The organism is Paenibacillus dendrobii (assembly GCF_009807035.1).
GTDB lineage: Bacteria > Bacillota > Bacilli > Paenibacillales > Paenibacillaceae > Paenibacillus_AQ > Paenibacillus_AQ dendrobii.
This window is the reverse complement of record NZ_WUBI01000002.1, coordinates 240,211-260,393: the sequence shown is the minus strand read 5'-3', so window position 1 is coordinate 260,393 and position 20,183 is coordinate 240,211. Positions and strand designations below refer to the sequence as shown.

Below are 20,183 nucleotides of genomic sequence, written 5' to 3'. Positions count from 1 at the left end.
AGGGAAAATTATGAATGGGTGTGGAAATGGATGTGCTGCCGAATTTTTTTGCATATCTGCCAGTTTTTGGGCTTTTAACTATCCCCCCATACCCTTCCTAGATGGTATATAAGATATATTGTGTACCATCTAGAGATAGGACAATCATTGCATGAGGTGATTTGAAAATGAGATGAAAATTTTCGAAAAATGTGGCCAAACTCAATTTTAAATTAGAAGCCTCATGCCTGGGGGTGCAGTTTTATCGAGCCTTAACATAAAATGGGCAAATTTTGTCTTATCTATGAGTGTACTATCTAACTAGTACACTCTATCTTGTTATATCTATCATTCTTTACACGATCATCTCTTATGTGTCCTATTTAACGGTTCTCATACACCAATAACATTCATCATTTTGGGGGGGAATGAATTATCGATACATCTAAATTAAAAAAAGGTCGACTATTTAAGAACTACAAGGAGTTATGCTTATTCTTGAATGAACCCATTAAGAATGGAACATCAAAAAGGAAGCAGCTCGAAGACTGGACAATGTATTTTGAATATACTAGGCTTGGCAATAAATATAATATTGAAAAGGTTTATAAGAAACCAAGACACAAACTTAGTAGATATGGATACATAAGTGACATAGAGGAGTTATTGCTTGATCTAATTATACAGGAAAGGAATGGGCAAGCCTTTCTTCCTAAGAGTTCATTATTTTTATTATTAAATATGGTTCATGATAATTATAATTTTGGACGTAAACATGTTCCAAAGTTAAGCTTGTTCACCGACATAAGCGAGAAAGAAATATATGAGTTCTATGATCTATCTAGGGATTCATTAACCAGGAGCTTAGAGAATGCACTAAACAGGCTTAAAGAGAAGTCTTTAGTAATGTGGTCTTATGCTATGACTGTGTGTATAATTGATGCTAATGTTGCTATAAATGATTCAGGAAAGATCAAGGCAGTTAAAGATTCATATAAGAAAGATAAGTATGGTAATAGGGTATATAGCTTTGGAATAAGTTCTAGTGTGAGAATGACCCATAGGGAAGCAACTAAGAATGAGGTTCAAATAATACTAGCAGCTGAACGCGATGTAATGGACGAATTAGAATGTCATGATAAACAAGAGGTTGTAAAAAAGGGATTGTGGGACACATTTAAAAGTAGAGTACAAGCTATTACTTTTGACAATCACAATATTTATTTTTACTATAATTCTTATAAGATTATTTTTAATGAAGAACATGCTTTAAACGCATTACAAGACATTCAGGACATTGATAATTTCACACTTACTGACGAAGAGAAAATGAGCAGATTTTTAAATGTAAACAATAATATTAAATCAAAGCTGCTGGAAAATGGGAAAACAAGGCACAATAGAGCTATAAAAAGCAAAGAGAATTATTATAGATCTGTGCTCACATACATAAAAAACAATAAGAAGTTAGTTAACACATTAATTGATCAAAATGCCACAAACATAAGGTCTGATATTGAAAAAATCCATTTAAATAAAGGAGAAAATACTTAAACATGATTAAAAAGTTGGCTATAACAGGCTTATTATATAAGTATATTAATAAGGTTGTTTTGTCCAACTTTTTATTGAAAATATAAGTATTCACAAGGATTTTTTCTTAATTATCGATTGAGTATTAATCTTAGTGCTTCGCACATTAAAGGCACGTCACAAAAATCCGCTGAAGCGTCTGTTTTGCTCCGTACAGCCTTACGGCTGTCGATATCAGATCACCTTTAACCGTCAAAAATAATTGGCGGTTTATTTGTATTTATAACAAAATAAACATACAAATACAGTATAAATATATTGACTAATCTCAAAGTTAAGCGTATAATTGACTTATAGATAAGTGAGGTGATATCATAATGAGTGACCAAGAAATCATATCTCTAATCAAGTCACTAGCTAAACAAGGTAAGTACTTCCTCAGACTTCATGCAAGGCAACGAATGACAGACCGCAATATTACGACTGCTGACATCGAGGACATACTAATCAATGTCAACCGCATCCTAAGAGTAGACACAGACAATCCTGACGGCATCACATCATACAAGGTTGAGGGTGGAATACATAGCCATAGACTGGCAATCAAGTTTGATGAAGAAAATGCAATCATAATCATAACGGTAATGGATAAGCGGTGAGAAATCACCGCAAGTCCATCTAAAAGGAGAATGTTACATGGGTACTTTAATGTCAAAATGTGTAGAGTGTGGCTCAAAAGATTTAACTGATATTCTTCATACAATGGAACACCAGGAATATGGTAAGACGTTTGTTATCGAACATATTCCAGCTATCCAGTGTAATCAATGCAAAGAAATTTACCTCAGTCCAAAAGCAAGTAAATACATTGATAAGCAACTAGCCATATTTAGAAACGAAGGTTTCGAGAATGCAGCGAAGGAAGTAGTTAAAAGCAAGGGAATTACTCAGGAAGAGTTAGGAGCAGCTTTAGGAGTTACTAAGCAAAGAGCTAATCAGATTCTTTCTGATGGCAATTTGGATGCTCAAACAATGATTAGGGTTTCAAATGTTGTGAATGAACCTGTAGAGGTGTTATTTAAGTTTAGACGTATCACAGAGAAGGAAAGCAAATACTATATAGTCTAACCGCTCATATGTAGCGGTTTTATTTTTGACATTCAATTCGAAAAGTAAAGAAATGACTTGACTTTATTAATAAAATCATTATAATTATAAATATAAGGTTAATCATTTAAAGAGGAGTTGTTATCAAGTGAGTCAATCTAAATTAGCAGTTTTAAAAAGTCAGTGGCAACGTAAGCAAGCATTAAAAGGTCAAACTGTATATGGGTCCTTAATCCTTCGCTAATAAAATAAATATAACTATATAAATTGTACTATAAGGAGATGTATTATAATGAACTTCAATCAACTTTCCCAAATGGAACAACTGGATTATCTTTCCGATCTTCTGGCCAACGAAATCTTTAACTTTGGTACTCACCCATACAACGAATTATTACCTGGTCAGCAACTGACAGTTAAACAGGGCTTTCATGAATCACTGAAAGATGAAAACATCCAAGTAACAGACTTTCTTATTCAAGCAGTCGAGAATGAGTTTACTGCATCTCCAATGACTTCATTCCTTCTTGAGTACGTAGCGCTCAATGACACTAATCACGAACGCACAGACGAAACGAAAGCTATAAATGCAGCATTGAAAATTGTGAAATTGTCCAATCAAAAATTTATAGTTCCAGGTGGCTATATCATTCCAAAAGGTTATACACTGTATCACCCTACATTCGGTTACTTTGGCTTCAAAGGGGATGGTAAACCTTATACACCAGCAGGAGGCAAAAAGGCTTTACAATCGATCCTGACCGAAGGCGGGCTGCTTGATTTCACTGACTCAGTCTGGTGGATGGAAAAGATTTAAATTAAACTAATGGAGGTGAAACCAATGAAACAAATCAAAGCGGGTTAAAATAAAAGTAAAACAAACGCTTGACTTTAAACAATAAAATAAATATAATAAAAATATAAAGTCAATACATAGGAGGCGATTGTATGAATAGAACGGGAAAAAGGAAGGCTTTAAAATCTTACAATGAAGAAGTAAAACACAAAAGGCAGTTTTAAAGGATAACGAAGTACAGAAGTTATTCAATCAGGAAAGAGAGGAAGAAGTCCGAAAGCTAATTTCTAAACGCTATCCTGAAGGAAATTACATAAACGTAAATAATAGAGGCTTGGAACTTATTAAAGAGATGACAAAAGGAATATCACAATGGAGAGACATCGATCCAATTGAGGCATATAGCAATCTAATAGTGTTTAATGAAATGTTAACGTTAGCAGCTAAGGTTTAATACTTGAATTAAATCAGATTGAAATCCTCATTTCATTATTACTGATGTTGCATATTAGTGGTATGATATGACTAAAAAATGGAGGTAATTACAATGAAAAATGATTTTGAAACTAATATTGAATTAGAGGTTAAATTAAAAGGTACTCCAGTAGAATTATATAGATTTATGATCGATATTAGCTTTGCGATACAAGAAATCCAAAACACCGAAGAAATTGCAAATAAAGAAGACCGAATCACTGGACTGAATACCTTTAAAGAACAGATCAAAAATTTAATTGAATCAAAGGGAATTGACCTTAATGAATTAGCAAGTTATAACTATCTGTTACTAAAACAGAATGTATAATAAACCGTCTAGGCGGTTCCCGACATATCGGGATTGAGCCTTAAGCCTAGAGCGTTAACCGCTGACATTGAGCGGTTAGGTGGCAAGACAAATATACAATGGTACAATTAGTAACATTGTATATTTGAACACTAAGTAAAATCTTTAATAAAAGGAGAGAATATTTTGATTCAAACATTACTCTCGAAAGATGATAATTCCATTCCAATGTTAGAAAGAAAGACTAAATTTCTCGCAAAGAAGATATGTAGTCTTGAATATAAAGGAAAAATATTCATTCCTAATAAAATGAAATATAGATATAGTTATGTGATTTTTGAAGAGGATACAATTTTTATAAATTTGAATAAGGTTTTACTTCATCCAAATCTAGAATTCTGCTTAGACGAGATATTAATTTATAATCTTGCTAAATACTATAACTATATAAATGGTTTATTGTTCAATGATGACTGTAACGATTTAAAATATTTATTGGAGGATATGAGAAATTGTGGATTTTATTCGAATAAGACATTCTTTATAAAAAACAACGTAGCTTATTATAAAGATCAAGGTAATTTAATATATTGGGAGCCGACAATAGAGCAAATTGAGCTAAATATTGAATTTGATTATCAATATTTTACTTGAATTTCGCTTTAAAAAAAGAAAACAAAGGCTTGACATTTTATTATAAAGTAAATATAATAATAATATAACTAAATCGTTAAAAGAAATACTCATTTTATCCGATTATGGAGGGTTGACAAAGTGAACAAACTTGAGGCAGCCGTTAAAAAGGTTGAAAGATATGAATCGAAAATCTTAGTACAAGTTGAAACTCTAAAAAATTTAGGAGCTGACCCTTTAGAGTGCTGGGCAACATTTCCTGCAGGTTCTGAAGAAAGAAAAGCAGCAGTTGAAATTGGCATACTGCAGCGTGATCTGAACAGAGCGAAACAAGATTTACTCAAACGTCAAAATATAGAAGCAAAAAAAGAAAATAAAAATACAAGTAAAGCAATTGAGGAATCTGCTGGACTTAAAAAGTGGATGCAATCAAAAACAGGAACGTGGCATAAAATTGGATTTGAAATCGAGAATAATAGATATCCATCTTGTCAAAGTTACAATCTTGATAGACCTAATTTGCTTCAAGGTGATCCATTAGATTTACCACCTGATGGTGCACATGTTTGCAAGAAATGTCAAAGTAAGAACTCGGGTAAGTTGTGGACACATATAAAATAGTATGTGTCCTTCTAAAACAGTAAGTGAAAGAGTGATTTCATAGAACACGGAGGAATAAGAAATGAAAAATAAAAAGATTATTGTGGATTTTAAAGATGTATTATCAGAATTAGAGCAGAAAAAAATCAAACTCTGCTTTATAGAAAAAAAAGGTCTACTTATCGAAGATGAGCATAAAGAATTTTATCAAATGGAGACATACAGACATTCTTCGTGCCTTGATAAACTCATTGAAGAAGGAGTTTCGGTTGAATTTAATAGAGTAGAGAATTTTGAAAGTGAAAATATAAAAGATTGGGGAAAAGAAGCTTGGGGTGTTTCAGAAGTTAAAGCTTTTATTACAAGAAATAATCTGCAAATGATCGACAATTGATAAAATTCTTGTTTCAACTAAACTGGAGGGGACAAAAGATGAAAAACATAACGGAGAAAGGTTTCATTTTTCATATCGCTGGGACAAAAATGGAAACAATAGGATTTCACAATAATACTATTTATGTATATTGCCACAGGAAGGAAAAAATCTATCCACTTAGATATAACATTTAATAAAGTAATTATACAAATTATAAGGAAGTGATACCGATGAAGAGCATTGAAAAACTGGTCAACTCAATCAGCGAGAAATTGAATACATATGGTTATGGTCACGAAGTAGCAGGAGACAGTACAACATTTGTAATTGCACCTACAGCAACAATACTTACAGAAAAATGCACAATTGAAGTATATAAAAATCAAATTAAAGTTAATGAAAAGTCTGTCTTGGACCTGGAAGAAATGATTGATAGAGTAATTGAGGTTGAAGGGATCTAGAGTAAAAAGTATCTAAGTAACGCTTGTTTCACCAACAAATTAGAGGGGGAATGAAAAAATGAAAACAAGAGAAGAGCTAATTAAGTATTATGAAAAACAATTGGAAAAGGTAGTTAGTGCTTATGGAAATGATTCTCGAAAAGAAGAATACATTAACCACGCAAAAGAAAATTTAGAAGCGGTCAGAAACGGTAGAGAATGGTAGTTATTAATTATAGGAGAAATAAAAATGAAATTATTTAAGATTTATGAAGGAACAATAAAAGCAATGCAAAATACACCTTGTAAAATTGCCATATTTACGGGCGAAGGAAACATAAAGGTATTCCAAAAAGCCTTTTATAAAAATAAATTAAATAGGCCGAATTGGGTAAGAAACATTATTTTAGAGAGAAACAATATAAATTCGATTGAAAGCATAATTCGTTCTTCTGGTTATAGCAGTAAATAAAATAAATGTAATAAGGTGTGGTTAACTTGGAGATAAAAACTGTTGAGCATTTAAGAACTCATCTAAAAGTATTAAAGATGAGACTCATGAAAGAAGGTTGTAGTGAATTGCAACTTTATCCTATGTTTGTAGTGCATTATGAGAAGAATAAAGAGCGATATCAGTTGTCGAAAGAAATTGTATTTGATAGTGCTTGTGAAATTCTAATAGAGAATTCCAACAGTGATACATAAGGTTTATAAAACACGATGAAATGCTTATTTTAAGTAAAAACAATAAAATAAATATAAACATATTATTGTGTAAATGCATAACCCGTGTTATAATTAGTTATAAGTTAAAACACGGAGGCGGTCAAAAATGGAAACAGGAATCATTTCTAATTGTACGAGATGTGGTCAAGGTATCAAGAACATTTTCGAGTATCAAGGTAAGCCATATGGTAGCGAATGTGTGCAGATTGTGTCAGGCATCAAAGTTTGGGAAATGGGAAACAAAAGAAATGTTGACGAATACATAAAGTTTAAGGCAGACAGACACGCACAAATTGAGGCAAGAGAAACAGAAGAACAGAAAACGCGCGAGTACTATTATGAGAAAAACGGATGGCTTATCGATTATCTGATGGATAAAGACAATAAGCGATATTATCCACCAAGTGGTATCGAAATAAGAATACAGGAAAAGGGATTTTGCTACAGCATAGCACAAGAGTTATTCATGAAAGAAATCGAAGACCTAACTGATAGACAATTTCAAATTGTAGCAGACATGTGGTCTAAAGAGTTTGGAGGTAGATCGGGAAGTAAGAAATATGATAAGGCATGGGATGAATTTTGTGATAAGTGCGGATTAGAATAGGGGATATAATTCTCCTATTCGTCTTTACTACAACTTTAAGAGATGGTATCCTGAAAATCGATTCATATTAAAAAGGAGTGGAAGTTTGATGAGTGAAATTACTGAAGAATATATAAATGAATTTAATCAAACGCTTAAAAACATGGGATCAATAATTAAGCTAAGACGAAACGGATTTAAAGTTGATATAGGCATAACTGATAATGCGTTTGTTAGCAGTTTCGTTCTTAATCCCTCAAATGAATTTTATAGTAAATTGGAGGCTTTCCTTAAAACAAAAGGAATTCATCAGGTAACATATAATAATACTGGATCATGTTTTTGGTAGAGTTTATGAGACCACAACAATGCATAGAGAGAGCGATATAAAATGTACATACGTTAATTATCAGGTAAGCGCAGGAAACCTCCAGTATATTGCTTCCTGCGCTTTTACCTGATGAGATCATGGATGCAATAGACCAGCAAATTGCATCCATTGAGGAGTTTATCTATTTAAATTTTTTACTCGATTTATATGTGAACGATATGAATTCTCTGTATGAAAGGTTACTTTCACATGATAAAGAACAGCAACGCTTTATAGATTAGGTGGAGGAAATCACATGAGAATTATGAAGCATCTAACGTTTGAAAATGCAATCTTGTATTCACTGTGCATCGGTTTATGGGGGCTTATCATTATTAAAACGGTTATTTAATAAAAATACATAATATAAGGAGTTAACTAAATGAATCGAGATCAATTGGAAAGCATTGAAAAAGAGATCCACTTTACAGGATATGCAAGAAATAAAGTGAAGGCAATGGGAAATGAGATTGCAGATATCACAAGTAAAATTGAGATGCTCTCCGGTCTGGTGGGAGAAGAACTATTAAAAGATGAATTGTACCGTAACTTTGTTCTACGACAAAGAAAAGAGATTAAAGATATTGTTGCACAGATTTATTCATATTTGCATTTAGTAGATGTTGAAGGAAATTATGACCAGGTATTTAAGGAATCTAAGTGAAACAACGATTTTATAAGGAGTGGTAAAGATGGAATGGGCAACTGAGAAACTTGATATAAAAAATTGTTCGCTGGAGTATTTAAGCAATAACAACTATAAAGCTCAGGCAGAAATAGTAGGGAAAGAAAATATATTTAATGAAAATCATAAGTTTTTTGGAGATTTTGATTTATCGGTAACGGTGTTTAATCAATTTGGTGCTCAAATTGATTCGTTGGAGTTGAAGGGTTTGAATGGATCATACCAACAAGCAAAAAATAATTTAGCGCGATTTAAACGTAAAATCGAGGAAATGTACTTCCAATAAAAACAGTATTTTATAAGAGGTGAGAAAGAGAAATGATCACAAGAAAAGATATTGAGAAATTGCAATCCATTGTTAATCAAAAGGCATGTATTGCAGGAACAACAAACAATAATCGAACTAGAGCTGAGTTTGATGAAGCTATTGAGAATCTTATAGCAGCAGAGAAAGCGTACAGCGAACAAAGAAAAATCAAGGAAGTCGAATATACAATTAGTGTCAGGCCAATTGGTACATATAACGGGAAGGTAACTGTTTGGGAGGATGCAACCAATAAAGAAATTGAAAAGGCCATTTTTGATGATTGTGAGTACTGCATGATTTTTGATCAAAATTAGTTGGAGTTATTAATTAGGAAGCTGTTAAAAGCAGAATTTTACAAAAAGGAGATATGGACAATGGAGAAATTATCTAAATGTAGACTTGTATTATTTGGTATCGCTTGTTTTGTTTTTGGAGTATTAGATACACAGTGTGTATTTCAAGAAGGATGGCACAATAGTTTTCCGTTTTTATTATTTACATTAACATTTTTAGTACTTACACACACAGTCTGTCAGGTAATAGAAGATAAAGTTGGATAAAACAGTTATTTCATGAAAAATAAGAAGAGTTGTGAAATGAATTAGATGTAATTAGTTCCAAATACCCTATTGCTTTTGAACTATTTTCCATTATAATCTACAAGATAAAAGGTATTTAAGACTAGGAGGTTTTCTTTTGAAAAAGTTAATAATTCTTATCAGCACTATGTTGCTCTTTAATGTTCTAATGGGGTGTAGCAAAACTGACCCGGTAACAGAAGAATTACTGTCTTATATTAACGAACAAATGGTTCCTCTGTTTACTGAAGAACAGGAGTTAGTTAATACCTATGAAAGTGTAACAGGAGCAAATTTTACGGATGACGAAACAACCTACAACGTTTTGGTGGACAAAGTAATACCTGGTTATAACGAGTTCACTGGAAAAGTTGAAAGTGTTAAAATTGAATCAAAAGAGTTACGAGAAGTACATAATATTTATATAGACGGATTAAATCGTCAGAATTCAGCTTTAACAACAATCGCTTATGCTCTAGAAGAACAGGATATAAAGACTATTACTGAAGCGAATGAGAAGCTTTCAGAGGCAAGGAAGATGATGCGAGAATATCAGGATAAAGTAAAAGAACTAGCTGAAAAATATAAGGTAAAACTAAAAAGTAACTCCTAACTTTATTTTTTTGATAACAATCTCTCGGCTAGTAAACTTTGACTCCGACAAGCGTAAAGATATAACAGGAAAATAATTACATATAGAGGGGCTGGCAATCATGACACTCGAAGTTGATTACATTCTATTTGTTGACAGAGTACAGCACAACAAAAGAGCAAGCATTTACGATGTTCCAAATGGAGAAGAGAGAGAAGTACATGATTATGTAAAAGAACAGATTGTGAGGTTAGAAAAAACCACTCCAAATCATGTGAAAATCATGTACTGGACTGAAACTGAATAATTTATATTGCAAAGACAATCTTATTTTCGGGGTTGTCTTTCTTAATGAAAGATTAATTTTATCAAACTCCAAGCGAGTTAGTTTTGTTGCTTGGAGTTATTTGTGTATGGAAATTATAATATTTTCAAGAAAAGGTTGTGTAGCACAACCTTGTGTGATATAATAAAACCAACAACAAGGAATCACGGAAAAATATATGAAGGAGGAATTAAGATGACAGTCGCAGAAATGTACGCGGAGGCTAAAGAAATCTACGTCGCCAATGAGAATGAATTCTATTTTATCGGACTTCGTTTTGAAAACAAGGAACGCGCGATCGGTGAGGAATGCGAATACAGCCGCCATAACGCTGATCGCGAAGATGAAAGGGAGTTCCCTAAATACGGGACAGAGGAATACGAGGAGATGGAACTTCTTAACGGTACATCCGCCTGGGACATGTCAATCAGCCAGACTTACGAATATTCTTCCTTCGCAGCTGAAAAGGCGCGCGACCAAATTTTTGGTACCGATCATTGTTACATAATCGCCAGTAAGCGCCTGGGACGCCATGACGATCCTGATCACGGAGAGATTGTAATAAAGGACGCTCTCGTGATTGCGCAACTATTTTAAATTAAGAGGGCATCATCGGGATGGTAACACAAAAGGCCCCGTAAAGGGCCTCCTGCTGAAATACTATAAGAATATTTCAATCCACGCACTCGCACGGGGTGCGACACTTACATTTTTAAATTAAATCATATTAAATATGATGTCAAGGAGGAAAAATTTAGTGAAAACTTTTAGCGATCTGAACGAGTTTAACTCGACGGTGATTGATTTTGAAGGGAAAACCTTGAAGACCACACAGGACCCATATATTGATGGAGTTTCCGGCGAACGCCCCCACTACAAAGCAACCGCTGTTGATGCAGAAAATAACGAATATATTCTGGTGTGGGATGTTTATGATGAGTACGAAGAAATCACTGATGAGTCAGAAATGTGTGACTGGTATAATCCAATAGGCGTGACACTGGTAAAGTAACACCGCCCCTTGAATACGTTGGAGCTGAGTGGGTTGCTGAACATATCGGTACCACTCAGCAAAATGTAAGTAAGACAGCTAAGGCGATGTTGAATCCATCTTACCGCGGTAAGGAAAAGCGGTTTTCACGGCCAGATGCTGTAATCAAGGGGCGGACAGGTAATTTAACTCCGCTTTGGTTCGCAAGCCGATTTGAGGTAGGAAAATGATAGATGATCACAAAGACGTTAGTTATGACAGCCGCAAAGGCAAGTATCGTGCTTATATATTTGTAAATAAAAAACGAAAATATTTAGGCTATTTCACTGATGTCGAGGACGCCGTACAAGCGCGAAAAGACGCTGAATTGGAATATGGCAGCCATAGGACCACATCAAGAATGAAAGACTTGTCTGACATGGATTTTGGTGATTTGAAGGTTATCCGACTAAGCGACAAAAGAGGGGCAAACGGAACAAGGCTTTGGGAATGTCGTTGCAAGTGTGGGGAAGTTATATATGTTCTCGGGGCCAGCCTGCGGGCTGGGTATTATAAGAGTTGTGGGTGTAATAGAGAGGAAAAACGTGATATAGGTGCAAGAGAGCATGAAAAAACTGACCGTGTGGATGGGACGAGGAAAACCGCTTTGAAGGCAAAGCTCCATAAAGGCAATAAAAGTGGACACAAGGGTGTACGATGGAATGAATCCCGTCAAAAATGGACGGCACACATTGGATTTAAGGGGAAACAAATATCTCTAGGGTATTTTTCCGAAAAGGAAGATGCTATAAAAGCTCGTAAACGAGCCGAGGAAAAATATTTCGATCCTATTTTGAATAGCGATACAGAATATAAAGGATGATGTTTATTCCTTTATATTTAACAAAATAAATATAGACATAATATAAAATCATATGGTATAATTTAACTAACAAAACAAAGAGGTGATATTGAAATGTATAAAATCGCTGTTGTTGAAAAGGTACTAGGTAAACTAGTAATGAATACATATACTTTTCCGAAATACGAACAAATGATATTGTTTAAACAGATGTGTGAGGAAGACGGTGATTTGGTTATTATTCCTGGAGAAAAAGCCAACATCCAACTTGTAGCAATTTAAGTTGATGAAACTATATTTTAATGAGGAGTGATTTTTTATGATATTGTTCGGTATTCATGTTTTAGAGTCTGATTGGATTGATGTTACCGAAGAAAGTACACAATATAATGAAGTAAAGTTTAAATTTGATTCGTTGACTAAATACTATGGAACTTCTGTTGAAATACTGCACGATTGGAAAATGAAAATCTGGGACGATCAAGGAAGTATCATTGACGAATTTTACCTAATCGAAAATGACGAGTTTAGAGAGGAACTATACACAAAGTTTCCTTTAAAATGATCTTTTACTAAGGAATTGAGAATCTTACTGCTATGAAAACCGTATTGATCCGCTGGATCAAGACTAAATCATAGGATCTTTTCATGAGGAGTTGTTTTTAAATGAAGCCTGAAAATTCAATAGGTAAACTGATTGAAATTATTGATAAAGAATCACCTTATTATGGATTCTGGGGTTTCGTTAGACAATGGAATGGAGAAGTATTTCATGTGTCTGGTGGCTCTATTCCGGAAGAACAAATGCCAATATTTGATCGTAATCAGTTTAAGATTCCGAGAAACTTGGAAGTTTATATTAGAGCTGGAGCGAAAATTGACAAAGATGGGAGAGAGAACAATTAAAAGGAGATAAATGGTGGGGAAAATGCACAGCAGCCACAGACAATCTGACACTTAATAAAGTGTATCAGATTGAGGAAGATACAAATGTAACTGCTCCAATGAGGGCTGTGTACGTAAATGATGACTTTAATAATCGTGTTTACATGTTCGCCGCACGGTTTGAAAAAACAGTTAAACCACAAAGAAGTACTTTAGAGCTGCAAAATGATCCAGAATACATAACAGTTTACACCGAGGAACGATATATTAAGGGAACTGCTGCTAGAATTATCAAAAGAAAAACTCTTCATAACATTGTTGAGAGACAGTGCGAGATTTTTAGAAACGGGCAGTGTGATATGTGTTTTACTGACAAACAAGAACTTGAAGAAGGATGTTTACTTGCATGGAAATTGACCATAGGCAAGGGAAAAGCATTGAAGTATTGATGAAATGATCCTTTCATGGGGAGTGATACATAGTGAGCAGATATGTAATCAAAGTTGGAGATAAATTTATTAAGTGGTGCAGCATCCAGAGTGTAGAAGGAAATGTATGGATTGGAAAAGTCGGTGAATATACTGACAACTTAATTGAATCAATGGTATTTAGTGAAACAGAAAAAGAAGAGGATCTGCTAGCTTGGGAAAAGTTCTATGATTCAAGACATGGTGATAAGTTTGAATATAAGGAAATAGAATTTGTAATTAAATAATCCTTTCATCCATAACCACTGAGAGGAGGTGAGGATATGCTATCGATGAGTGAAATCAACAACAATAAGGTTCAAGTCTCCATTGTAAATATTCAGGGAGATGATTACATTCTCTATTTGCATACTGTTGGTTTGTATAAGTGTATGCTGGAACAGATTGAGAGTCGTGAACGCGCGATATCAAAACAATACGATAATCCAGTTGATGCAGTAACGGATGCATATGAGCAATTATTCTTCCGTGAACAGAGTAAGAACTAATTAAAGTAATAATTAGATAGCCAGCTAGAGTCTTTGGTGATGACTACAAAAGCATAAATTGGTGCGATGACAGGTTCAATTCCTGTAGTTGGCATTAAAATGAATATTTTACGTAGAAATGAGGATTGAATAATATGGATGGAACTTGGGAATTAAAAGATCAAATTCGAAGCAGCTATATTGATATTAACAATATTGCTCCCGATGAAGCACAAATAACTGCCATTATTAACTTGATTCCAGATAGGATAAAAGATCTGGCAGATGAGTGGGGATGGGATGATACAGAAGTAAGGGATTTTATTTATGTCTTAATTAGAGATAGTAAGTTTGAATAAAAAGATTATTTTATGAGGATTTATTAAGTACAGTAGACAAAATACCGCAAAACAGGAGGTGGTGATTTTGAATGACATTCTGTATGCGAAAGCAAACTTTACAGAATTTAGTCTAAGAACCCATGAGGAACAATTAGAAGATGACTACATGGCAGAGCATGTTGAAGAAGCGTTTGAATTGCTTTGCCCTAAATGCAATGAAAACCTTACAAAACAAGAGTATCAAAACAACAAATTGAGTCAAACTCAGGATGGAAGAAAAGTTAAATGTTTAGGCATTCGATATAGATCAAGGTCAATGACAGGCGATCAAATTGTTATTTATAGCATGGAGCATAAGAGATGTTCGCTTAAATAGTAAAGTGTCGCAGAACGAAGATGCTATGATAATTGAAGTTTAAATATGAATATTTTATGAGGAGATTAGTTCAATGGAAAATATCAAACTGGGTGGCCGAATCATTGCAAGTAATGCTGATGGTGCTGAAGCAAGTTTAATCATTCCTGTTGGTAAATATAATATCATGGTTGTTTCTGATGACAATTGTGGTGAAGGAAAGGGGAAGATTGTAAGGGGTTTTTTATTTGTATACAGTGATTTACCAAGTAACAATGTGAATGAAAAAGTCTTTGGTTATCAGAATGTTACAGCAGACACAGAAACATTGTTCGAGGCGATGCAGTTTTGCCAAAGACAATTGAGAAAGTCTGTATAAAAGGATTCTTTTATAAAGAAAGGTGAGATCAATAAGACCTCACCCAAAATATTATTAAGTATAACTATTTATTGAATTGAAAAACTCAACTGATCTTGGTTTGTTCTGGACAAGAATCTCTACTGCTTTCTCGCTTGTTTGAATTACAACATATGATAAATTAAGTTTGTTTTTAATATCTACATTTGTAATCTTATTATAATTAATGGAAGTGAGTTGTTCGGAAGTAACTCCAACATAACAGGCTATAAATCGTTTGTTTGTCACAGCATAAACTACGTTTTTAAAGCCATCTTTTCCATAACCTGAGTGAATAATTTCTTCATCAGTCATAAGCACAGTCTTAATTTTCTCAATTCCCCTAATAGCTTCTGGAGCAAATTCAGATGTTCCGTTTCTTACATCATTTAGAGCTCCGGAGAAACTCCTGGTTTGGTCTTTTGATTGATTATTAGAATAATCGTTGATTTTTTCTTGACCTTTTGACCTCATTTTAATGAGTATCAGTGCACAAACTATGAATAATACAACAATAATTAATATGGCTTTCATCAAATGTCTACCCCAGTCTTATTAATTTTGATAAATAAACTATATAGCATAATTGGTTATATTGGAAGATTTTATTGGGACTTTAGGCAGGGTTATAGGATGAAAGAAGTAATTTATAAGGAGTTGAAAAGACAATGAAATTAATAGAGTTAAAGGAGATACTTGAAGAATTAATTTCTCATGGTCATGAAAATAAAGATGCTACATATACCAATGAAGGAATAAACTTCATTCTTGAAGGTTACTCGATTGAGGATGATAAGGTTAGATTCTGGTAACACAATAAGTATTTCATGAGGAGTTGAAAAAATGAGAATTTATTATGCTGAAACTAAAGCTTTAGGGGATACCAAGTATCATATCGTTACAGCTAACAACGAAATACATGCGAAAAAACTGATAGATGATTTCTGGTTTAATGATAAAGAAACTGAGATAATTGATATTGTAGAAGTTAGTTACCATGGTGTCCAAATGACGAAACATGAATCTGCATAAAATAAGTCTTTCAAATAAAATAAAATAAAAATATTAATTGGAGGTATTTATAATGGATACATATGATATTGTGGTAAATAATCAAGTGGTAGAAAGCATTGCACAACTGGGACGCTGCAAGGAGACTATGAGCTTTATTATCATGGATAGAGTGTACAAGCTCACTAGCGAGTTTAAAGCTTATGTAGAGGTTTACAGCCGTAGAACTGGGAGCGTATATAGATATGTATAGAGGGGGTAAAGTTGAGAAAGGCAAATTGTTTGTTCGCACATCGGGACACAACTGGATTGAATTGAAATTATTAATAAAATAAATATACAAATATAAATTTATGTGATACAATGCTTATATAACTGATAGATAAACAATGTACTGTTCTGAAGTAACTTTGTATTGTAAAATTATACAATAATAACCTTTGAGGTGACATCGATGACAACAAATGAATTGGTCGGATATAATCATGATACAGGATCGATTGAAGATTTCAAACTTGAAGATGTGAGTCATGTTTCAATAAAAATAATTAAGGGTCAAAAAGTACCCGTATATACAACCACAAACGGAGCCAGATATAGTCAGGTTGCTACGTTTCAAGATTTGGCAGAGTATTATTCCGCTGAAAAAGGGTTTCTACAGGCCGATAGAGATCTTATGATTAATCTTGAACAAGTGAAATATGTTGATGAGGCTAACGGAATGGTTATTTTTAAAGATGGCGAACAGCTCAATGTTGCTCGTTCAAAGATAAAAGAAATCACAGAAAGATTGAATAATAATTAAATTTTCTTGGCGATCAAACAGAAACGTTTAGGTCGCCATTTCAACTCTTGCGTACTGAATTCGACAGCTAGGAGGGCATTAATGATGGCAAAATCTAAGGTAGCAAAGAGACCAACAAGAGATGAGTTTGTACTTGAGGAGTTAGGAAATCAACTCACCGAAGCCTACCAAGAGGAATCAGAAATTGTATTAACCGTGTGGGGTTGGGAAGAGTCTGTTAGGGGGCAAATCGATCAAATGGACTCTCGGACGGGAAAGGTGCATATCAAGAAAGATGGTGTTATCACTAAGGTGCCATTTATGGACATAATGGAAGTTAACTATCCAAGGGACTAGAGTGTGTGAAAGGTTTATTTCATGGGGTTAGCGAAATCTAAATACATAGCAATCTTGATATGGAGGAATTAATGTGAAGTATAAATCTGGTTTTTCAAATGGTTTGGCATTGATTCAAGATGAAAAAAAATACGGATACATTAATAAATATGGAGAAGTCGCAATTGAGTCAAAGTTTGCTTACGCTGAAGACTTCTCTGAGGGATACGCCCCATTCCAAAATACCTCTAAAAAATGGGGGTTTATTAACGTAGATGGGGATATTATTATTGACTGCAAATTTGATAAAGGGATATATGCTTCATGGGGATTCTCCGAAGGGTTAGTTAATGTAGTTATTGACGGAAAAGCGGGTTTTATAGATGATTGTGGTGAATTTATAATTGAGCCTAAATATGAAGCCGCCAGTCCTTTTAGAAATGGATATTCGATTGTGAAGAAAAATGATAGATATGGAATGATAAACAAAAAAGGTGAATGGGTTGTGTTGCCGAGTTTTAATTCTTTAAGCCATCCTCAAGACGGATTGATTAGATTTGAACAAGACTATAAGGTTGGATTCATAAATATAAACAGTTCCGTTGTTATTAAAAATCAGTATCATCCTGTGTCGAGTGGTTTTAATAATGGTATAGCAGTGGTGTATGATTTCGATCAATCAAAATATTATGCAATCAATAGCAATGGAGAAAGAGTTTTCAAAGAGGATTATAGTAGTTTGGGATATGCCGGAGAAGGTTTGTATTCTTATTGCCCTTTGAATAATACGAGATCACAAGATAGAAGAGTTATTGGGTTGATGGATAAGTATGAGCATTCTATAGTAAAAGATATTGCAAGCGAGAATTTTTGGTTTAGTGAAGGGCTTGCCACAGTTAAAAACGGTAAGAAGAGGTATTTAGAATCGTTTGGTGTTCTTGACAAGTCTGGTAATTGGATTGTTGAGCCACAGTATGAAGACATTGATTCATTCAAAGAAGGTTTAGCCTTGGTTAGATTTTCAAGTAAAAAAGATGACACTGGATTTATTGATCATGCAGGAAACATTGTTCTAAAAGCTATTTAAAAAACTACGAGGTGTTAAGGTCATGAAGAAAGATAAGATCGTAAAGGGCTATAAGTGGAACGGTAACGAATGGATTGAAAAAAGAGATACTGAGGAAAAACTAAATAGGTATGGATTTTGCTTGAATAGATTGGTTTGGTTGAGAGAACAGATAATTTTAAATAAAGCACAGCGTGAAAATGGAGTACAGCCAGACAACACGGACGATGAAGTTAAGAAACTTGAGACTGAATTAGAAAGAATCAATAAGGCGCCTATTTCTCATCTAGAGGCACAACGGCAGTTAGATAATTATTTTAAACAAGCAGGAAAAGATTTCTAATAAATAATTCATGGTCAAATAACTATTTTATGTGAAGGAGAGCATACTAAATATGAAATTATTTTATGCTTATCATGAAAAACACATCGACGTTTGGGGTATTTATGTTGTTGAAAATACAGATGAGTTAATGCAGGTTCTTGCAACCGAAGTAGAGAAAGATAAGGACTATATAAGAAATAACTTTATTTATAGTGAACTGTCACATTTCACAAACAATGTTACTGGGAAAAAATATAAAGTTGTACTAGAAGAATTATGAGTAAATAGGAGATGAAATCATGTGGAAAGAGTATAGGGATCGAGAGACAGTAGGATATGTAAAAATGATAAATGAGGATTACTCAAAATATCAGGAGAACGCTGAAGTAATACTCTTAGACACCTTCAAAGAAGGAGAAAAGCTGCTATCAAGAAAAGTTATTCGCTTTACTGAATATTTTGGCTCAGATCCAGAAGAAGGAATGAGTGAACTGAAAGAGGATTTCAAACAACACTATGGTAAAGAACCTGAAAGCCTTTTAGATATCGCATATTATTGCGCTGATGGTTGGTCTAGATGGAGTACTGATGAACGTATTGATAATCCAAGCGAAGAAGTGATTCATGGATACTTCAAGAAACATAGGATCGATTCTTGATCAAATGACTGTTTTACCTATATTTAAGGAGGCTATTATTATATGGAGTTAATTGAACAGTATAAAAGATCACTTGAACGAAAAGAAAATCTTTTGAAACCCTACCACAATAAAAAGAAGGGAACAGAAGATTTATCAGTTAATGAAAGCATTACGATGTTGATTTTAGAAGCTGAGATCCGTTTAATTAAAGAGTTTCTTGAGGATTTAGATTACTTTATCATCGATAAACAAGATGGATAGTCGTTTTAGGGGGTTAAAACATGAAGTTCCAGGGCATTAAACCATACATACAGTGCAATAACTATTCTGTTGATGTAGCTCTAAGGTATCTTGAAAGCACTATAGGTGATTATATTGAAGAGATGGGATTAGAGTTAGAACCGGATTTTCAGAGAGGGCAGGTCTGGACTGAGCAACAACAAGAGCTTTATATCGAGCATTTGTTGCGTGAAGGTGTCTCAGGATTAGATATATACTTCAATCACACTAAATGGCAGAACACTGTGGGAAATGGTGATGGGTGGTTCGTGTGTGTCGATGGACTGCAACGCCTTACAGCATGCTTGAAATTCATTAGAAACCAAATTAAAGCATTTGGACATTTCTACAATGAATTTCAAGACAAGATCCCAATGATGATTCGTTTGAGTTTTCATGTTAACAACCTTCAGACTCGTAAAGAGGTACTTGAATGGTACTTACAGATGAATAGTGGTGGCACTGTTCACAGTCAAGAGGAACTGGCTCGTGTTGCTGGATTGCTTGCTGCGGAGTCTTAATCAAATGGCTATTTCACTTGAATCCTAAAATAAGGAGT

The 20,183-nt window shown here is 33.9% G+C and carries 42 protein-coding genes; 41 read left to right on the top strand and 1 reads right to left on the bottom strand.

What is annotated here, in order from left to right; genetic code table 11:
* Positions 1–477: 477 nt before the first annotated feature.
* The 31 genes from GRF59_RS15150 to GRF59_RS15005 all read left to right on the top strand — a co-directional run bounded on the left by GRF59_RS15150 (position 478) and on the right by GRF59_RS15005 (position 15,164).
* Positions 478–1,533 (top strand): hypothetical protein, encoded by a 1,056-nt coding sequence (locus GRF59_RS15150; protein WP_160498557.1) that lies wholly within the window; start codon positions 478–480, stop codon positions 1,531–1,533.
* Positions 1,534–1,889: 356 nt separating this feature from the next.
* Positions 1,890–2,171, top strand: a complete 282-nt coding sequence (locus tag GRF59_RS15145) for a DUF4258 domain-containing protein (protein WP_160498556.1) — start codon at positions 1,890–1,892, stop codon at positions 2,169–2,171.
* A 37-nt stretch (positions 2,172–2,208) separates the two neighbouring features.
* Positions 2,209–2,640 carry a helix-turn-helix domain-containing protein gene (locus GRF59_RS15140; RefSeq protein ID WP_160498555.1) on the top strand — a complete coding sequence of 144 codons (432 nt, stop codon included), beginning with the start codon at positions 2,209–2,211 and terminating at the stop codon, positions 2,638–2,640.
* 271 nt (positions 2,641–2,911) lie between these two features.
* The gene (locus tag GRF59_RS15135) at positions 2,912–3,436 is read left to right on the top strand and encodes a hypothetical protein (RefSeq protein ID WP_160498554.1); all 525 of its coding nucleotides are present in this window, start codon (positions 2,912–2,914) and stop codon (positions 3,434–3,436) included.
* A gap of 526 nt (positions 3,437–3,962) precedes the next feature.
* Positions 3,963–4,220 carry a hypothetical protein gene (locus tag GRF59_RS15130; RefSeq protein ID WP_160498553.1) on the top strand — a complete coding sequence of 86 codons (258 nt, stop codon included), beginning with the start codon at positions 3,963–3,965 and terminating at the stop codon, positions 4,218–4,220.
* Between the two features lie 165 nt (positions 4,221–4,385).
* Positions 4,386–4,853, top strand: a complete 468-nt coding sequence (locus GRF59_RS15125; protein ID WP_160498552.1) for a hypothetical protein — start codon at positions 4,386–4,388, stop codon at positions 4,851–4,853.
* Positions 4,854–4,973: 120 nt separating this feature from the next.
* Positions 4,974–5,453: a hypothetical protein gene (locus GRF59_RS15120; RefSeq protein WP_160498551.1), complete on the top strand. Its 480-nt coding sequence runs from the start codon at positions 4,974–4,976 to the stop codon at positions 5,451–5,453.
* Between the two features lie 61 nt (positions 5,454–5,514).
* Entirely contained in the window at positions 5,515–5,826 is a 312-nt protein-coding gene (locus GRF59_RS15115; protein ID WP_160498550.1) for a hypothetical protein, read from the top strand.
* A 212-nt stretch (positions 5,827–6,038) separates the two neighbouring features.
* On the top strand, positions 6,039–6,269 hold the full coding sequence (locus tag GRF59_RS15110; protein ID WP_160498549.1) for a hypothetical protein: 231 nt from the start codon (positions 6,039–6,041) through the stop codon (positions 6,267–6,269).
* Positions 6,270–6,327: 58 nt separating this feature from the next.
* Positions 6,328–6,474 (top strand): hypothetical protein, encoded by a 147-nt coding sequence (locus GRF59_RS15105; protein WP_160498548.1) that lies wholly within the window; start codon positions 6,328–6,330, stop codon positions 6,472–6,474.
* Between the two features lie 24 nt (positions 6,475–6,498).
* Positions 6,499–6,720, top strand: coding sequence for a hypothetical protein (locus GRF59_RS15100; protein ID WP_160498547.1), 222 nt, complete (start codon positions 6,499–6,501; stop codon positions 6,718–6,720).
* 360 nt (positions 6,721–7,080) lie between these two features.
* A complete protein-coding gene (locus GRF59_RS15095; RefSeq protein WP_160498546.1) occupies positions 7,081–7,581 on the top strand; it encodes a hypothetical protein in 501 nt (166 codons plus the stop codon).
* A gap of 88 nt (positions 7,582–7,669) precedes the next feature.
* Positions 7,670–7,909: a hypothetical protein gene (locus GRF59_RS15090; RefSeq protein WP_160498545.1), complete on the top strand. Its 240-nt coding sequence runs from the start codon at positions 7,670–7,672 to the stop codon at positions 7,907–7,909.
* Positions 7,910–8,312: 403 nt separating this feature from the next.
* Positions 8,313–8,594 carry a hypothetical protein gene (locus tag GRF59_RS15085; RefSeq protein WP_160498544.1) on the top strand — a complete coding sequence of 94 codons (282 nt, stop codon included), beginning with the start codon at positions 8,313–8,315 and terminating at the stop codon, positions 8,592–8,594.
* Between the two features lie 28 nt (positions 8,595–8,622).
* Positions 8,623–8,901 (top strand): hypothetical protein, encoded by a 279-nt coding sequence (locus GRF59_RS15080; protein ID WP_160498543.1) that lies wholly within the window; start codon positions 8,623–8,625, stop codon positions 8,899–8,901.
* A 32-nt stretch (positions 8,902–8,933) separates the two neighbouring features.
* The gene (locus tag GRF59_RS15075; RefSeq protein ID WP_160498542.1) at positions 8,934–9,236 is read left to right on the top strand and encodes a hypothetical protein; all 303 of its coding nucleotides are present in this window, start codon (positions 8,934–8,936) and stop codon (positions 9,234–9,236) included.
* Between the two features lie 60 nt (positions 9,237–9,296).
* A complete protein-coding gene (locus GRF59_RS15070) occupies positions 9,297–9,482 on the top strand; it encodes a hypothetical protein (RefSeq protein WP_160498541.1) in 186 nt (61 codons plus the stop codon).
* Positions 9,483–9,618: 136 nt separating this feature from the next.
* Positions 9,619–10,113, top strand: coding sequence for a hypothetical protein (locus tag GRF59_RS15065; RefSeq protein WP_160498540.1), 495 nt, complete (start codon positions 9,619–9,621; stop codon positions 10,111–10,113).
* A gap of 100 nt (positions 10,114–10,213) precedes the next feature.
* Positions 10,214–10,399, top strand: coding sequence for a hypothetical protein (locus tag GRF59_RS15060; RefSeq protein ID WP_160498539.1), 186 nt, complete (start codon positions 10,214–10,216; stop codon positions 10,397–10,399).
* Positions 10,400–10,612: 213 nt separating this feature from the next.
* Entirely contained in the window at positions 10,613–11,014 is a 402-nt protein-coding gene (locus GRF59_RS15055) for a hypothetical protein (RefSeq protein WP_160498538.1), read from the top strand.
* 160 nt (positions 11,015–11,174) lie between these two features.
* Positions 11,175–11,429 (top strand): hypothetical protein, encoded by a 255-nt coding sequence (locus tag GRF59_RS15050; RefSeq protein ID WP_341480075.1) that lies wholly within the window; start codon positions 11,175–11,177, stop codon positions 11,427–11,429.
* Positions 11,430–11,634: 205 nt separating this feature from the next.
* Positions 11,635–12,270 (top strand): AP2 domain-containing protein, encoded by a 636-nt coding sequence (locus GRF59_RS15045; RefSeq protein WP_237391847.1) that lies wholly within the window; start codon positions 11,635–11,637, stop codon positions 12,268–12,270.
* Between the two features lie 93 nt (positions 12,271–12,363).
* Positions 12,364–12,531, top strand: coding sequence for a hypothetical protein (locus GRF59_RS15040; protein WP_160498537.1), 168 nt, complete (start codon positions 12,364–12,366; stop codon positions 12,529–12,531).
* Between the two features lie 37 nt (positions 12,532–12,568).
* Positions 12,569–12,814: a hypothetical protein gene (locus tag GRF59_RS15035; protein WP_160498536.1), complete on the top strand. Its 246-nt coding sequence runs from the start codon at positions 12,569–12,571 to the stop codon at positions 12,812–12,814.
* Between the two features lie 101 nt (positions 12,815–12,915).
* A complete protein-coding gene (locus GRF59_RS15030; RefSeq protein WP_160498535.1) occupies positions 12,916–13,155 on the top strand; it encodes a hypothetical protein in 240 nt (79 codons plus the stop codon).
* A gap of 59 nt (positions 13,156–13,214) precedes the next feature.
* Positions 13,215–13,583 carry a hypothetical protein gene (locus GRF59_RS15025; protein WP_160498534.1) on the top strand — a complete coding sequence of 123 codons (369 nt, stop codon included), beginning with the start codon at positions 13,215–13,217 and terminating at the stop codon, positions 13,581–13,583.
* Positions 13,584–13,615: 32 nt separating this feature from the next.
* Positions 13,616–13,849 (top strand): hypothetical protein, encoded by a 234-nt coding sequence (locus GRF59_RS15020; protein WP_160498533.1) that lies wholly within the window; start codon positions 13,616–13,618, stop codon positions 13,847–13,849.
* A 45-nt stretch (positions 13,850–13,894) separates the two neighbouring features.
* Positions 13,895–14,110, top strand: coding sequence for a hypothetical protein (locus GRF59_RS15015; RefSeq protein ID WP_160498532.1), 216 nt, complete (start codon positions 13,895–13,897; stop codon positions 14,108–14,110).
* A gap of 134 nt (positions 14,111–14,244) precedes the next feature.
* Positions 14,245–14,448: a hypothetical protein gene (locus GRF59_RS29440; protein ID WP_202128698.1), complete on the top strand. Its 204-nt coding sequence runs from the start codon at positions 14,245–14,247 to the stop codon at positions 14,446–14,448.
* Between the two features lie 61 nt (positions 14,449–14,509).
* Positions 14,510–14,806 carry a hypothetical protein gene (locus GRF59_RS15010; RefSeq protein WP_341480103.1) on the top strand — a complete coding sequence of 99 codons (297 nt, stop codon included), beginning with the start codon at positions 14,510–14,512 and terminating at the stop codon, positions 14,804–14,806.
* A 73-nt stretch (positions 14,807–14,879) separates the two neighbouring features.
* Positions 14,880–15,164, top strand: coding sequence for a hypothetical protein (locus tag GRF59_RS15005; RefSeq protein ID WP_160498530.1), 285 nt, complete (start codon positions 14,880–14,882; stop codon positions 15,162–15,164).
* 54 nt (positions 15,165–15,218) lie between these two features.
* On the opposite strand, the gene GRF59_RS15000 is transcribed toward GRF59_RS15005, so the two are convergent.
* Positions 15,219–15,716 carry a PH domain-containing protein gene (locus GRF59_RS15000; RefSeq protein ID WP_160498529.1) on the bottom strand — a complete coding sequence of 166 codons (498 nt, stop codon included), beginning with the start codon at positions 15,714–15,716 and terminating at the stop codon, positions 15,219–15,221.
* A 134-nt stretch (positions 15,717–15,850) separates the two neighbouring features.
* Between GRF59_RS15000 and GRF59_RS14995 the strand changes: the two genes are divergently transcribed.
* The 10 genes from GRF59_RS14995 to GRF59_RS14950 all read left to right on the top strand — a co-directional run bounded on the left by GRF59_RS14995 (position 15,851) and on the right by GRF59_RS14950 (position 20,145).
* Positions 15,851–15,994, top strand: a complete 144-nt coding sequence (locus GRF59_RS14995) for a hypothetical protein (RefSeq protein ID WP_160498528.1) — start codon at positions 15,851–15,853, stop codon at positions 15,992–15,994.
* Between the two features lie 31 nt (positions 15,995–16,025).
* On the top strand, positions 16,026–16,214 hold the full coding sequence (locus tag GRF59_RS14990; protein ID WP_160498527.1) for a hypothetical protein: 189 nt from the start codon (positions 16,026–16,028) through the stop codon (positions 16,212–16,214).
* Between the two features lie 433 nt (positions 16,215–16,647).
* Positions 16,648–16,998: a LytTR family transcriptional regulator DNA-binding domain-containing protein gene (locus tag GRF59_RS14985; RefSeq protein WP_160498526.1), complete on the top strand. Its 351-nt coding sequence runs from the start codon at positions 16,648–16,650 to the stop codon at positions 16,996–16,998.
* 84 nt (positions 16,999–17,082) lie between these two features.
* Positions 17,083–17,334, top strand: coding sequence for a YolD-like family protein (locus GRF59_RS14980; protein WP_160498525.1), 252 nt, complete (start codon positions 17,083–17,085; stop codon positions 17,332–17,334).
* Positions 17,335–17,407: 73 nt separating this feature from the next.
* Positions 17,408–18,400 (top strand): WG repeat-containing protein, encoded by a 993-nt coding sequence (locus tag GRF59_RS14975; protein WP_160498524.1) that lies wholly within the window; start codon positions 17,408–17,410, stop codon positions 18,398–18,400.
* A gap of 22 nt (positions 18,401–18,422) precedes the next feature.
* On the top strand, positions 18,423–18,722 hold the full coding sequence (locus tag GRF59_RS14970; protein ID WP_160498523.1) for a hypothetical protein: 300 nt from the start codon (positions 18,423–18,425) through the stop codon (positions 18,720–18,722).
* Positions 18,723–18,774: 52 nt separating this feature from the next.
* Positions 18,775–18,984 (top strand): hypothetical protein, encoded by a 210-nt coding sequence (locus tag GRF59_RS14965; RefSeq protein WP_160498522.1) that lies wholly within the window; start codon positions 18,775–18,777, stop codon positions 18,982–18,984.
* 19 nt (positions 18,985–19,003) lie between these two features.
* Positions 19,004–19,363, top strand: a complete 360-nt coding sequence (locus tag GRF59_RS14960) for a hypothetical protein (protein WP_160498521.1) — start codon at positions 19,004–19,006, stop codon at positions 19,361–19,363.
* Between the two features lie 42 nt (positions 19,364–19,405).
* Positions 19,406–19,606 (top strand): hypothetical protein, encoded by a 201-nt coding sequence (locus GRF59_RS14955; RefSeq protein ID WP_160498520.1) that lies wholly within the window; start codon positions 19,406–19,408, stop codon positions 19,604–19,606.
* A gap of 20 nt (positions 19,607–19,626) precedes the next feature.
* On the top strand, positions 19,627–20,145 hold the full coding sequence (locus tag GRF59_RS14950; RefSeq protein ID WP_160498519.1) for a DUF262 domain-containing protein: 519 nt from the start codon (positions 19,627–19,629) through the stop codon (positions 20,143–20,145).
* Positions 20,146–20,183: the final 38 nt, after the last annotated feature.